Annotated in this window: 9 protein-coding genes; 1 reads left to right on the forward strand and 8 read right to left on the reverse strand. The window is 39.8% G+C overall.

Translation table 11 applies throughout. The features are described 5' to 3' along the window. Nucleotides 1-95: 95 nt before the first annotated feature. Nucleotides 96-239, forward strand: a complete 144-nt coding sequence (locus tag OLW01_RS15525) for a hypothetical protein (protein WP_268076446.1) — start codon at nucleotides 96-98, stop codon at nucleotides 237-239. A gap of 685 nt (nucleotides 240-924) precedes the next feature. Here OLW01_RS15525 and OLW01_RS15535 read toward each other — a convergent pair. From OLW01_RS15535 to OLW01_RS15570, 8 genes are all read right to left on the reverse strand, one after another. Next, nucleotides 925-3,063: a hypothetical protein gene (locus OLW01_RS15535; RefSeq protein ID WP_268076448.1), complete on the reverse strand. Its 2,139-nt coding sequence runs from the start codon at nucleotides 3,061-3,063 to the stop codon at nucleotides 925-927. 2 nt (nucleotides 3,064-3,065) lie between these two features. Continuing rightward, entirely contained in the window at nucleotides 3,066-5,492 is a 2,427-nt protein-coding gene (locus OLW01_RS15540) for a glycoside hydrolase family 140 protein (RefSeq protein WP_268076449.1), read from the reverse strand. A gap of 101 nt (nucleotides 5,493-5,593) precedes the next feature. After that, nucleotides 5,594-7,225 (reverse strand): sodium:solute symporter, encoded by a 1,632-nt coding sequence (locus tag OLW01_RS15545; RefSeq protein WP_268076451.1) that lies wholly within the window; start codon nucleotides 7,223-7,225, stop codon nucleotides 5,594-5,596. A 23-nt stretch (nucleotides 7,226-7,248) separates the two neighbouring features. Next, a complete protein-coding gene (locus tag OLW01_RS15550) occupies nucleotides 7,249-8,745 on the reverse strand; it encodes an arylsulfatase (RefSeq protein ID WP_268076453.1) in 1,497 nt (498 codons plus the stop codon). Between the two features lie 11 nt (nucleotides 8,746-8,756). Continuing rightward, nucleotides 8,757-10,313, reverse strand: a complete 1,557-nt coding sequence (locus OLW01_RS15555) for an arylsulfatase (protein ID WP_268076455.1) — start codon at nucleotides 10,311-10,313, stop codon at nucleotides 8,757-8,759. A 180-nt stretch (nucleotides 10,314-10,493) separates the two neighbouring features. Next, nucleotides 10,494-11,207, reverse strand: a complete 714-nt coding sequence (locus OLW01_RS15560) for a FadR/GntR family transcriptional regulator (protein ID WP_268076456.1) — start codon at nucleotides 11,205-11,207, stop codon at nucleotides 10,494-10,496. A gap of 398 nt (nucleotides 11,208-11,605) precedes the next feature. Next, nucleotides 11,606-12,814 (reverse strand): hypothetical protein, encoded by a 1,209-nt coding sequence (locus tag OLW01_RS15565; protein ID WP_268076458.1) that lies wholly within the window; start codon nucleotides 12,812-12,814, stop codon nucleotides 11,606-11,608. Nucleotides 12,815-12,888: 74 nt separating this feature from the next. Next, a complete protein-coding gene (locus tag OLW01_RS15570; RefSeq protein WP_268076463.1) occupies nucleotides 12,889-15,477 on the reverse strand; it encodes a DUF7133 domain-containing protein in 2,589 nt (862 codons plus the stop codon). Nucleotides 15,478-15,592: the final 115 nt, after the last annotated feature.

Here is a 15,592-nt window from a genome sequence, read left to right on the forward strand (position 1 = left end):
CCCAAATGAAATAGTGTGCCAATTGCGGATGTAATGGTCTAATGCAACTGTAAAGATTTATAGCTTACAATTAGCGAAATCTTCAAAGTATAAAAATGATCAGAAAAACAAAAGTCACAGTTAGCGCAAAGCAAAAATTAGAATACGCCAAGCTTATGATTGAAAAAGGTTACAGCAATCAACAGGTAAAAGAAATATCAGGCGCGGGCAAGTCAGCAGTATCGCGTTTAAAACAATAATACATTGCGCAGTTACAAGGAAAAATAACGTCAAACGCAAAAGTATTAACACCCGAGCAACGGAGAATACAAGAATTGGAAGCTCAGCTTAAACGTGCTCAAAGAGATAATGGCATATAAAAAAGCTGATGCTTTCTTCATACTGGACAATCCAAACCACAAATAATGAAGCAGATGAAAAAAGCAGATCCAGGCTTTAGCACCACGGAATTATGTAATGCGCTTGGGGGTTGCAGAGATCGTTTGTAGTACGATGCCAAAACACCGTCAGAAGAAAACAAAGCGCTAAATCTGTGGGTTAAAACAAAATATTCAATGAAACTGGCTACACGTATAGTGAACGAAAAATACAAGCTGAATTGAAAGCTATTTGATGTCACTTAGGATCGTACAAAATATCTAAAATTATGAAAAAATCACATTTTAGATACCGTCAGAACCTCGCTATTTTGCAGCAAGCCCAAAGCGGGGTGCCAGCCCCTGAGCTATGCCGTGAACATATTATGGAAAACTCAACCTTTTATTATCTTCAACGTTACAAAAAAGTTACACGATTAATTTTTTATTTCATACATATTTAAATAATCAGTTGGGCACCGTTATCATCTACTCAATAAAAAAATTGTTCACTTAAATAGAACCTAGTTGTGTATTGCTTCAATGCACTGCAGCGCAGGAGCGCTCCTTATAACTCAACGCCCATTTCTTCAAACATAGCTGCGGCGGTTAAAAAGTGGGTGGTTATCCAAAGTACGGTCCATTCTTCCGAGTAGCCTCCTCTAAAAGCGTGTGCTGCTGCATTATCACCTGCTTGTTTAATATTATGTTTACTCTGGGAAAAATTGGTTTGTTGTATTTGTTCACCTTGCGAGCCATGTGGGTCTATTAATTGGCCGCACGATAAATACATTACTTTTGCTAACTGTTTTAGTTTGTCATCTTTTAGGTATTCGCCGAGTTGGTATATCGCAGGGGTGGTTAAAACCCCATATACATCCAAATGTTGATTTTGTGGTGACACAGCCGTCCAGCCGGTTGATTTAAAACCATGATCAGCCAAGCGCCCTGCTGGCATATCAATATCCCAAACCACAGTATAACTTAGCATGACGTCAGCCGCATGTTTTGCCCAAGCTAAATATTTATCTAGCTTAGTTACCTTGTACATAGTTAAAAATGCTTGAAAAGCACCCCATGCGCCTTCTTTATCTTCGCCTGTAGCATCCAAAGTGCCGCCCCAGTAGGGTTCTTGCATACTAATATGACGTTTAGCATAATGTTCGCTCGCTTTAGTTGCCGCTTTTAAATAAATTGGATTATCAAACAGCTCGCTTGCTAATACTAATGGTGCAACTAAAAAGGCTTGGTTTGTCGATTTGGGACGCCAATTACTTTGTAAAATTCTTTGGCTATGATAATCAGATGCTTTTTGTAAAAAAGCTTTCCAACGTTTTGATTCTATGTGCTTTCCTTCGTTCGCCATTCGGTTAGTAAATTGTATGGCTTTAGCAAACATATACATGGCTTGGCCTTGTGAAACAGGATCGCCTATGTATTTTCCCTTAGACGGATCTAACTTTTTAAAAGCATGGTGCGTCCATGTTCCGGGTTTTGCGTTAAAATTAACCGTAAAACCATTTATCTCATCAAATTGCGCTGTTGATAAAAAGTCCAGCGATGCTTTGGCTTTGTTTATCCAATCTGGCTGGTTGTTTAAATACCCCAATGCAAGCAAAGCGTAGCCGGGCGCGTCAGACTGCCCAGCCCACCCCATCACTAATTGTTGCCGATAGCTGTGGTCAAACATATTGAATCCGGCATAATCAACACCATTGTTGCTGGCGCCTTGCATGTATCGGCTCAATAAAAAACGGGTTTTATCCGCTACAATTTGCTCAAAATTTGGTAAATCCTGTTTTTTATGTGGCTGAAAAATATCCAAAGATGCTTGCATTGCACGTGAAAAGCCCGCACCTTTATTAAAACTTCGATGTGCCTGTAGGTAGTAAGTTTTTTCGATTATGCTGTTAGGCTTAATGTTTACCGTTGCGTTTTGATAAGGTAGCGCGCTAAATTGATAGGCCTTAGCAATATCTGCTTGTTCATTATAACCAATAGGCCCCGACAATAGTCTGAGTTCAGATTTACCATCAAGATATTGTACACCGGCCGACCACCATAAATCCGGTCGATTTCCATTGATGGCTTTAGAAGGTTGGGTGTGTAATGCAGTACCGAGCATTGTTCGCCCGTCACGCCATTCAAGGCTGACAAAAGGCATGGATAATCTGTGTTCTTCAAATTGTGCAAACTCTCCCACTGTCTGTGATAAATGAGCAATTGCGTCTGGGTTATTTTGTTTGGCAGACGGGTTCCCATGGTAGACAACACTTGGCATCACCACTTGCGTATATTGTTTAGGTGCTTGCCAGCGTACCGATAAAACAACATTTTTAAGCGTTTGTTGCCCAGTCCAATGGTATCGGCGGATACATTTAATTAAGATTTCGCTAGATGCAGTTATATGACGGCAACTATCACGCAATTTCCAAATCCCTTGCTCTGTCACCATTTCACCTGAGAATACTTGCCAGTCGCCAATTTTTTTAACTTGCTCGACATGTGCATGTGTATAATTCAGCGCTGATAATCCTTTTGACTGCTGGCCAATCGACCATACGCCTTGTTCTGGACTGGCTAAGAACACCTGATCTTCATCTACCAATTCCAGTTGACCTTGTTTATTGAGTGCCAGCTCTGCCGAATGAACGCCTAAACAAAAAAAACTTAAAAACAAAACAAATATTGTGCTGAATAAATACACCTTTAACCCTCCTTGCTCAGCAATAATAATCTATCCGCTGTTTGAAAGTCTTCTTCACTACTCGGCGCTTGAACCTCAGTTAAACTTTTGCCACTTGCTTTGAGGGTAAATGTTTTGGTGTAGTCCCCTGTAACAGGATTAAACCATTGAGCAAGATAGTGGCCCGCTCGTGCGCGCAAATCTAAACTTGCATTGCCGCCGTTGGGTAAATACAACAAAAGGTTATCTTGATTAGCAAGCACATAAGATTTAACTTCGCTGCTGGAAATAACCAGCTCATTTTGATTAAACATTTGATTAAGCGGTAACTTGTTATCTTCAAAAAACTTGATAGCGTTGCCAGCATAAATCCAAGACAGGTGACGGCTTCTAAAATCTTCTGCCAGTAAATCATTTTCAGCCAAGCGATATCCAAAATAATATTCTACGCCTGCACCACCGGCCATCAAGTTCCCCCAGAGTGTGTATTTACGAATTTGATGCAAATTGTATTTGTTATCGCCATTACGCGCCCAACCATCAAAGCCCTGATAACCTGGATCGGGTGGTACACCCAAACCGGCAGGATTTTGCTCATCATTACAAACCACCCAAGGTTTACCAGCATTTATAGACGCGTTGACCCAGTTCAACGTAAGCTCATGCACATTACCCCAATGATTCTGTAGTGATACTCCGGTAAGCGCTGAATTCGCGCCCAATAAGGGCGGGTAAACTCGGGTTTGGTGAGAAGGAAATGTGTGCAACACAATATGATTATTGTAAGCATCCAACTCGCTTAGATAACGGGCCATTTGCTGTATTTCTTCAGTGCTTTGGGTATTTTCTTCGCCTAAATTCCAATTAAGTGCATTTAAATGCGCAAAACGTGCAATCATTTCACGCAGATATACTTTGCGTTCAATAGCCAATAATCCGCCATCTAACGACTCTTCTATTTTGGCATCTGCGCGTCCAGCCCCTTTGCGGTTATCGTCATTTTCATTTTCTTGCAGTTTAAAATGTAAAAACAAGCCTAAGCTTTGAGCATGTTCAAATACGATACGCCACTGAGCAAGTTTAGATACGTCAAAATGATATTTAGCATTACGGGAAACATATGGCCATACGTTGTCACCATCGCCCCCTGCATTGTAAGTTAAAAATGAAACGCCGTTTGCACCAGTTGAAGACAAATAGTTTAGCGCGCCTAATAGGTTTTTACCTTTACCATTTTGCCAAGTTGGATCTGTGGATTTTGCGTCTTTTGCGTGCAATGGATATGTTTTTAGCGCTAAATTGCGTTTCGCACTACCTGTGCCATCGAAGTCTGCATAAGCCAATAATGTTTCAGGTGCGTCGCTACCAGCTTTTATAAAAATATCTTTAGTATGAGCGAAGCGTAAATACCTTTGTCCGACGTACGATAATTTACCTTTACCGCGAAAATCCCTTCCACCTTTATCAGTTTCTGTCACCATAAATGAACCGGAGATCCCATGATAAGGCGCTAAGCTATGTCTGCTTTCAACTGAAACCGCTGCATTTTCCCCAGTTGAAAACGCAATTCTGTAATACCATTGTCCGGGTTTATTTGGCGAAAAATGGGCCAGCCACTTACTGCCTTGTTCAGATGACGATTCTGCCGCGATGCCATCACCAGCAAAATACCCCGGCACAGTAATGCTTTGGTTATTCGTTTCGTGCGTAAAAGTAACCGACATGTTGTAATCTAAAAATGGATTAGGTGCGACATCTAATTCGTGAGCGAATGGGCCGTCTAAGGAAAGATCTATGCTGTGCCAAGTTTTAAGCTCTCCGCTAATTGTAACGGTACCGTCACCGTTTGCCATTCTTGGCTCTACTAAAGCGGGGCCGCTTTCAAATTCTTGATGTGTTTTAAACTCACTTGCTTTAACGGTTTCTAATTTTGCGTCTGTTAAAAATTCAATTTTCTGCCACAGCGCTTTGCTAAAGTCTTTACCGTTATTCGTTTGATTAAAGGCTTCGATAGTTAACGTTTCACCTTCACTTATTTCGATATTCTTCCAAATTTTGATGTTTTTTTCGCTTTGCGATTTATGTTTTTCCGTTGTTGGTGCAGTAAATTCACCGATTAATTTACCACTAAGATAAATTTTATAACGCGCGCCACCAAGGTTTTCGCTAATTGTATAGAGCTTAATATCAAAGGTTTGATTGCCAATAGGCAGTGCAATATCCACCTTACCCTTACGCTGTTTTTCCCAAATATTGACACCCACCAGGCCATCATTAGTTTGAAAAAAACCAGTGTCTTGCAACATTAATTGTTCAGCGGTCAGGGTATACACTAATTTTTTGGCGAAGGCCTTTACTGGTAAAAGCAGCATAATAACGAAGAGTAATAACAATGGGTAAGTAACGGATAACGCTTTGGTTTTAAAATGCACTCTAATTAACTCTCTCATTACAAACAGCCCTCATACATAAAAATTGAAAAATCCCCTAATCAAAATTAATTAGGGGGTGTAAAAACATCCTTGTTTAAACAACAGGACAAATCATGTGATTAGAAAAATCGCCAGTAAATAAACACGGTTAAAGCAATAATGCCGGCGGTATGGATAATGTCCCACTTATCTATACCCGCTTTAATTTCTTTAAGTTGGTCTACGTCCATAGTTGAAAAAGTTAAACCTTTTAACGACTTTTCATCTTTTTGTGGTGTTACAAAACTCAAAACCACCATCAAAATCACAATTAAGATGAACAAGAAGATACAAATGTATAGCCAGTTTTCATTGGCGTACCAGCCAATAAATGGAATGTCTTTTACAGTTTCGGCAAAGAAAGAAAGTACTAAACGAACCATTCCTAATACAAAACCAATAACTAAACCCCAAAAACCTGCGCTTTCGGTAATGCGTTTACTACTAATACCCAATAAAAATACTGCGGCGATACCCGGTGCAATTAAAGCTTGAACCTGTTGTAAATACTCAAATAAATTTGCCGACAAGGCGAGCATAAGCGGTATCCACAACATACCTAAAATTACGATCCCGATGGTGGCTAAACGACCAACTTGCAATAGGTGTTTTTCCGTTGCTTGAGGTTTAAATTTCTTGTAAAAATCAATTGTGAATAAAGTTGCTGATGAATTAAATAGTGATGCAAGTGAGGACATTAATGCTGCTAACAACCCCCCAATAACAATACCTTTAACACCAGCGGGTAGTAACTCACTTACCAATGTTGCAAACGCGGCATCAGAGGAACCATAATGAATTAAACCTTTTTCTTGCAGCGCAAAGGCAATCATGCCAGGAACTAAGAAAATAAATACAGGAAGCAGTTTTAAATAACCCGCGAAAATTGTACCGCGACGTGCTTCTTTAATGCCTTTAGCTGATAGAACTCGCTGTACAATATATTGATCAGTACACCAGTACCAAAAACCTATGATAAAGGAACCAAAGATAATGCCTGGCCAAGGGAAGTTAGGATCATCCCATGGTCGCATTAAATGCATTTTTTCGGCATTTATACGCTCTACTTCAGCCCAGCCGCCAACTTTGTCCAAGCCTACCCAAAGAATAATAATGGAACCTAATAAAAGTACCGGTGTTTGCAAAACAGAGGTCCACATAATGGCTTTCATACCACCAAGTACCGTATAAATACCAGTGATAACTACCATCCCAATTGCGGCAACCCAAAAGAAGTCGATACCCCAAACTGTGTCTATACCAAGTAACGTTTGTAATACTAAAGCACCGGCATAAACCGTTACGGCAACCTTAGTTAATACATAACTAATAATTGAAATACCTGCTAAAAATGTACGTGAGCGTTCAGAGAAACGGCGCTCTAAAAACTCTGGCATGGTATAAACTTTTGAGCTCCAATAAAAAGGAACAAAAAACCACCCAAGTATTAATATAATATAAGATTGCAATTCCCAGTGCGCCAAAGCCATGCCTGATGATGCGCCTGCGCCTGACAATCCCACTAAATGTTCTGAGCCTATATTAGATGCAAAAATAGATGCACCTATGGTTAACCAAGTGGCATTACGCCCTGCTAAAAAGTAATCGGTGGTATCTTCTTCTTTGCTTCGCATCGAAACATACACAACACCTGCAAGTATTAAGAAAAAACCGCCTAACACTAGCCAGTCTAAAATGCTTAATTCAATCATTTACAACTACCTCAATTATTATATTAATGACGACCAGCTGCGCCTTGAACCACTTGCCAACGTGGGTCAGGAACATGCGCTTGTTGCATAAATTTATCGATTTTAGCCACCAATTCTGGATGTTGACTAGCTATGTCGATTTGTTCTTTTGGATCTTGGTTCACGTTGTACAAACGTATTGTTCCAGTAAAAAATGGTGAGCGAATGGCTTTATAGTCCCCATGACGCACAGCTTGAATACCACCCATTTCATAAAACTCGAAATACACCATGTCGTGTTGTTGCTGATCATCACTTCCAGTAAAAACGGGTAGCATAGAAACACTATCTAATGGCCGGTGGGCTGATGCATCAACCACATCAAGCGCTGTTGCCATTAAGTCACCGAAATAACCAATGTGATCACTCACTTGACCTTGTGGAACTAAACCTGGGCCCCAAGCGATAAATGGCACACGAATACCACCATCTGTTAAAGCGCGTTTGGTTCCCGTAAATGGACCTGAAGAGTTGAAAAAATAAGGATCATTTCCACCTTCTTCATGAGGGCCATTGTCTGAAGTAAAAATAACGATTGTGTCGTCTGCTAAACCTTGAGTTTTTAGTGTGTCCATAATTTGTCCAACTCCTTGGTCAATATGGCTCACCATAGCGGCGTAACCTTTGGCTGGCTCTGGCCAATCTAAATCTTTATAAATTCCGTAGCCAGGTACTTCCATGCCATGAGCCCAATCAAACTTTTCTGCTTCATTGTTAGCATGCGGTGAAGTTAAGCTTACGAATAAAAAGAATGGGTTGTCTTTTTGTTGTTGAATAAAATCTATTGATTCTTGATAGAACAAATCACTCGAATAAGTTTTGCGATTTTCAGGTTTTGCCACCCCACCATGAAAACTCATGTAAGCGACTGGTCCTAGCTCGACTTTATTATCTAAAGCGACTTTTTCTTTGTTTCTCCATAAAAAATCTGGGTAATGATTATGTGCATGTACCTGATTTAAATAACCAAAAAAATAGTCAAAGCCTTGATCATTAGGCAAGCCTGTGTTGCCGTCGTCTCCCAAACCCCATTTACCAATTAGTGCAGTTGAGTAACCTGCGTCTTGTAAAACTTCAGCTACAGTCACATCCTCTGGCGCAAGTGTCTGAATCGTTTTGTCTGCATTGCCACGCACGGGGGTGTGTCCCATATGCAAACCTGTCATTAAGACAGAACGAGATGGCGCACATACGGTTGTGCCTGCATACATATCAGTAAACCGTATGCCTTCAGCCGCCATTTGGTCGAGTCTTGGTGTCTTAATTTTCTGTTGGCCGTAGCTCCCCAAATCGCCGTAACCCATGTCATCAGCCATAATCCAAATAATATTTGGCTGGCGCTTTTGCTTTGTTTCTTTAACTGACAACTGTGTTTGTTGCTCTGTGGCGTTATTAGTTTGTGTAGCCGGTTGGCAGGCTGACAATGTCAGCCCTGCCAACGCACCCAACACAAACTTTATATGTGTGTTGTTTCGCATCATCTTTCCATGCCTTATTTGAATATCGGGTTACGTTGTCTATCCGGGCTTTGATCGCTTTTACTAATCGGCCAATATGGATGTGGGAAATGGTTTTGCTCCATTATTTCTGCAAACTCTGCAACTAACTCTGGGTGTTGAGCTGCTAAATTTTTACTTTCACTTGGATCATTCTCCAAATCGTATAGCTCGATAGGCCCTGTCATTAGTGGTAAACGAATTGCCTTCCATTTTCCTTTACGCACAGCTTGCGAAGAACCATGCAAATGGAACTCCCAATAAATATGGTCGTGTTGCACTGTTTGCTTTTTACCAGTTAATTCATTAGCGAAACTTAAAGAGTCTAACTGAGTATTATTTGGTACTGAGGTTTGCGCTAAATCAGCGAAAGTTGCCATAAAATCACCACTATAACCAATGTGGTCAGATATCTTCCCTTGAGGTACTAGACCTGGGCTCCAAGCTATTGTAGGCATGCGGATGCCACCTTCGTATAGATCACGTTTTATTCCACGCAGGTTACCGTTTGAGTCATGAAAATCTGGGTCGTTGCCTGCTTCTTGATGCGGACCATTATCACCAGTAAATATCACTATCGTATTATCGGCTATCCCTTTTTCTTTCAGCTTAGCCATTACTTCACCTACCGAATGGTCGATGTGGCGCATCATAGCTGCATAACCTTTTGCACTTTCTGGCCAACTTTTATCTTTAAACTCACCATAACTAGGAATTTCTAAACCGTGTGCATAATCAACTTGATCTGCTTCATTATTTGCATGTGGTGAAACCATCGAATAGTACAAGAAAAATGGTTTTTCTTGATTTGCGTTTCTATCGATAAAAGCAACCGCTTCGTCACGCAATAATGAGTCAACATACTCATAGCGGGCTTCCAGAGGCGTTACGTAACCTTCAAAAGCAAATTTATCGCAGTAATCACATTCTACTTTTTCAACTTTATTTTTAAGTGGTACTTGTTGATAATTGCGCCATAGAAAATCAGTAAAGTGATTATGCGCGTGCACATGATTTAAATAACCAAAAAAGTAATCAAAACCTTTACGGTTAGGGTGGCCAGTATCGTCAGCTTCTCCTAAACCCCATTTACCAACAACACCTGTAGCGTAACCAGCTTCCTTTAAAACCTCTGAAATTAGTTTTTCATCTGGGGTAAAAGTACCACCTTGGTAGCGCAATGAGCCATCTTGCTGTGGAATTGTCATATAATTTGCTTTTACCGGCGTTCGACCTGAGTGTTGACCAGTTAATAAAACACTCCGTGAGGGCGCGCATACAGCTGAGCCAGCATAAAACTGACTAAAATTGAGGCCTTCATTTGCCATTTTATCTAAGTTAGGCGTAGAGAAGTTTTTTTGTCCATTCACTCCAATATCTGCAAATCCAATATCGTCAGCAAGAATAAGTACGATATTAGGTTTCACTTCTGATTTTTGCGTAGTCGCTGCTACACCTTCTCTTTCTTGACTGTCGTTAAAGTTTCCAGAACACGCAGTTAAACCAGTGCCTAGAGCGCTTGCTAAAACAATAGATTTTAAAAAGTTGCTCACGTAAAGTTTCTCCCATTAAAAACATGGGTTAAATTATATTACAATTAAACTTTGCAAAAAGAGTTGATAACAAATCAGATACAAATGAAGTTATCTTTGAGACAAATAGTATGGTTAAGGCTATTTTTGGGACATTTGGCGGGAAAACTAGGCGAATCTTAAAGACTCGCCGTCATATGACTACTGGTCAATTTTAGCTTCAACAAACAATATAGCCTCATCAATTAACATATACATAATATTGCGAGCACGCTCAGCATTACCTGACTTAATAGCCTGATAAATTTTTTCATGCTCTTCAACGACAGCAATTGGATCCGCTTTTACAGGTGAGGTAAATTGAATGCTGGCATGCAACGCAGTACTCGTAAATTCTTTCATATGAATATAAAAGCGGTTCTTGGTCGCTAATAATATACTAATATGAAACTCTATATCTGCCTCTAATTCAGCTTTCGGATCGCCACTTTCGGCTGCCGTACGCATTTTAGCAAGAGCCTGCTCTATTTTTGAAATTGCGCTAAAATCGCTTGTCTGAGCTGCTAATGCCGCCGCTTGAGGTTCAATGCCTTTGCGCATTTGTAAGTATTCACGAAGAACTTGTAGCGAAACTTCGCCTTTCAAAGACCAGCTTAAAACTTCTGAATCAAGTAAATTCCAATTAGATTTAGGTAAAATCCTTATTCCTTGCCTTTGTCTACTACTAATAAGGCCTTTCGCTGATAACATTTTGACAGCTTCACGCACAGCTGTACGACTTACACCAAATTTTTCACATAAATCTGATTCTGAAGGTAAACCTGTTTCAGAGTTGTATTCACCACGTACGATTGCTTTACCTAATTCAGTAACCATTCGTTGCGATAAGCTATTATTCCGTTCTAGAATCGCCATTTGTCTTAATATCTCATATTATTAGCAGTGGATTTAGCTATTATAATACCAGCTGATATTGCTCTTGCCTACTTTTAAGACAAGATGAATAATTTAACCTCAACTCGGTTTAGTGAATGTATTCCAAACAGCCTTTCTTCAAGGAGGCTGTGTTAAATAATTCAAATAGTTAGAATGCACCTTAACCTGCTTTGAGGTTAATTTACAAAGAAAATACGTTACATCATTTAAATATTCACTAATCATAGAGCACATCAGTTAGCCTGCTTCACTCTGCAGATGATGAGGATAATTGAATCGTAATTTAGAGAAAACAGAACATATTAGGAGAAAACTTAAATCTAACAAAGAATTATTTAGGGGGACTGGAAGATAGCCCCCCCTAAATGTAATTTCGCTTATTGAGGCTTACAATTTTCACAGCCAGTAACGGTTTGCATGTTGGTAGAAGTTGACTGATTACCAGGCCAAACTAGCGTGCCTGCACCGCATTCAATAACCGGTGCGAATAAACGCAACTGCGAATTATTGGCATTTATAAGAGTGATTTTTGATTGAGGATGTTTTAAATAAACCAAAGGGATAGGCTGATTTGTCATACATTTATTTAAAATACTATTGTTTTTATATTCAGCCGTCATCCCCGCAATTCTCACTGTCGCGTCAACTTTACCACCTGAATTAGCAAATAAAGGTAAATTGTAGCGTTTTTGTGGCGATTTGGACGGACTTTCAATTACTTTTACATTTTTAAGTAGATGATTAGTCGCTGGTTTATTCCCCCAACCGAATTGAAATGGCGCACCATTGGGGTTATGTACTATAGTGACATTTTCTACGATCATGCCATCTCTATACAACTTAATTGAGTCGTCCCAGGTATCAATGTAAGTATTTTTTATCACAGTACCGGGCCCGCCACCAATACCATCAGAGTTACTTTGAGTATCCGGATATTCACGGGTGTTTAAGATATTCACCCCATCAATATGAAATGTATGACGAATTGACGTGATAGCGTAAGTTCGTGGGTTTTCAACCGTTAAATTTTTCACGTAAAAAGTTGCATTTTGGGGTGCGGTTGGCACAACACTAATCGCGCCATATTGCCATTTTTCGCAGTCATGTACTATATCATCACCTGCAACTTTTGCAGGTTGACCATTACGTGAACAACGAGTCCCTTCATCTTCTTTTTTATTTTCACCGCGTGCCCATGCTTTAGTTGGAGTGCCATAAATAATACTGTTAAATCGACTTTTCCCTTCTATATTTTGTTCGCATGTCATTCGTAAATGCCCCGTCACAGTGACGTTTTCATCTATAAGCACCGTTTTAATATCGCAAGGAATATCCCAATAGAACTCGTCTTTCAGTTTGTCCATTTGCGTAAATGTCCAATTATTTCGGCCATCAGGTACAAACTGAACCGATTCAGTTATCGTCAAAGTTTTGCTTTTCGCATGCCATTGCGTATTGGTTGAATTAAGTGCAGGATGTAATTCAAGTTGTGCGAATCCATCGTTGTTATTGTTGCTTGCACAAGCCGCGGTTATACTAAATACCGAAATAACCGCTGTAGTTACAAAAATTTTGCCAATATTCATTTCACATTCTCACTGCATAATTATGTTTATTTATATTATATTTTGTTGAATAAAGTACATTGACTCATTCATTGTTAATTTGTAGCAACAGGACTACCGATTAAATTAAGTTCAGTTATCGCCCAATTATGTTCTGACGAACCATTGGTTAAAACAAACCGAATATAACGCGCCGGCTCGCCTAACGTTTGTATTTGATGTCTATCTGCAAATTCGATTTGTTGATGCACTGTTTTCCATTCTTGTCCATCAAGCGAGAACTCTAAGTTGAATGAACGAGCACATAAACGTGAAGCATCACGGCAATCCATATCAACTTGGCTGATGTAATATGCTCCAGGTAACTCAATTTGAAACCACATATCCACGGCTTGTTTATGCGCGCTATCCCACCTATTCCAAGTTAACTTACCATCTATAAGCGCCTCAAAGTTTTCAGGGTTATGGCTTGCGCTAAACTTCCATTGATTTCTGTCAGTTAACTTATTTGCAAATAAATGATTCAGCTCAGGCAAAGTCCAAGGTGTAGTGCGGCTTTCAATTTTTCGTAATTGGGCGATTTGTTCTGGTTTTACAGCTGAAGCATTATTACCAAAACTATTACGTATATAAGTTAATGAATCAGCTATCCATTCATCTCCATTTAAACCAATCGATGCCATCATGCCACCTAAATAGCTTTTGCTTTCAATTGGCCCAGTCAAACCTTGCAAAACAATGCGACCTAAAATAGCAAGGTCGCCATTCACTCTTGCGTTATTAACAAACGACGGGGCAATTAAGCCATCGCCTACTACTGTTCCAGTACCATCGTCACCATGGCATGACGCACACATTGAATTGAAATTTTGTTTACCACGTGCCATAGATTCAGCAAAATCTTTATTTTCGTTAGCCATTTCAGCTTGCGCCTGCTCCTCAGCGATTAGATAACGCATCGCTTTATTAATCGCTGCAACCGATTTAGATTTCGCGAATTTTTTCTCAACTAAAGTTTTAATTTTCTCACGCGTTTCATCGGCCACGTTCACATAATAAACAGATAAAAGAATTTGCTGGGCTAGCTCAATATCAGCTTGTTTAATGAGCTTTTGCCAAACATCAACTATCCCCGTGTCGCCTCGTTCAACTAATTGTTCGGATATACGCACAGCTGCCGTATTGACATAGGAATGTGGATCGTTAAATGCATTCAATAATAAATTTTTGTCGATAACACCTAAACCTTCCAATGTCCATAAGGCATGTAATCTTGCGAGGGGGCTGGTATGTTGTGACGCCATTGATTTTAGTTTCGGTACGACTGACTTATCTTGGCGTAATACTAATTGTTTCTGTGCATTTAAGCGCCACCACTGGTTGGCATGGGCTAAGTGGCTTACTAAAGTTTGACTAGATTCGTCAAACATGTTTGGTTGCGAGTCTCGGGTTACACCCGATTTAGTAACTCGATAAATTCGACCGCCACCAATAACTTTATCCAGACCATATTTATCGATCACCTCGCGTAAATAAGAACCTTTTTTTGTCCAGTTTCCTTCTTGTATAATCCCGCGGTACATATCAACGATGTATAAAGTGCCATCAGGGCCGGTTTCGCTCCACACGGGACGAAATGACGAATCGGTTGATGCGATAAATTCTTTTTGCGCTTGCTGGTAAGGATGCGAGATAACCGAATGACCATCTTCTCTATTTATAATTGCTCGCCTAACCAAATTACCCACCGGCTCTGGTACAAAATAATTACCATATAACTCTGGTAATTTGTCACCTAAATAAACACTGGGTCCGGCAACACCAGTAAAATGGTTTAGTGATCCATTTTCACGTACTCTAGGTAATCCACTTTGAACGTCTGGGATGTATTCAATTGGAAAAACCTCGGTAAAGCCTTCCGCTAATTCACCTTTAATTGGCACAGCGCCATATACAATTGGAAATTGAAAACTAAAACCAGGCTTTTCGGCACCTGCTTTGGTAAAATAATGCCGCCCGACTTCGTCTTGACCTAAACCCCATTGACCGCCGCCGTATCTAAGGTCTTGAGTGATAATTTTACCATCAACAAACTTGTAGCGTCTGTTGGTATAAGTTACATACAACCAATTGTCTATACCCCAAATCAATCCACTTGGTTGATGCTCTAAATTGCCACCACGTCTACCGCCTTCAAAAATTGTTTTACGTGTATCAGAAACACCATCACCGTTAGTATCTTCAATTAACAGTAAGTCTAATGTATTGGTTTCTCTTACAATAATCTGGCCATCAGCTAAAGGCAAAATCATACGTGGTAATAATAAATTATCTGCAAATATTGTCGCTGAATCCATAACACCGTCATTGTTGGTGTCTTCCAAACGCTTAATTCGGCTGGTTGCTTTCAACTGACCACTGCCATCAGCATCTTGCATGTAGGTGAGCATTTCTGCCACATACATACGCCCGTTTGCATCAAAGCTTAATAAAACAGGCTCTTCTACCATTGGCTCGTGTGCAACAAGTTCCATTTTAAAACCATCTTGCACAACCATAGTTGCTAACGACTGTTCGGGTGATAACGCGATAACCTGTTCATTTGCATTTACTGTGATAGAACTAAAATACAAAATTAAACTCGTGAAAAACTTTGCAATACTAAAATTTTTTTTGTTAAACATTAAATAAAACCACGCTATGAATTCTTATTCTGACAAGCGTTCACTTTAAATAATTAGATGCCGATTTATTACGTCTTTTCGTATCAATAATCAGTACATATGTACTTAAAAAACC

It is taken from the genome of Catenovulum adriaticum (genome assembly GCF_026725475.1).
Lineage (GTDB): Bacteria > Pseudomonadota > Gammaproteobacteria > Enterobacterales > Alteromonadaceae > Catenovulum > Catenovulum adriaticum.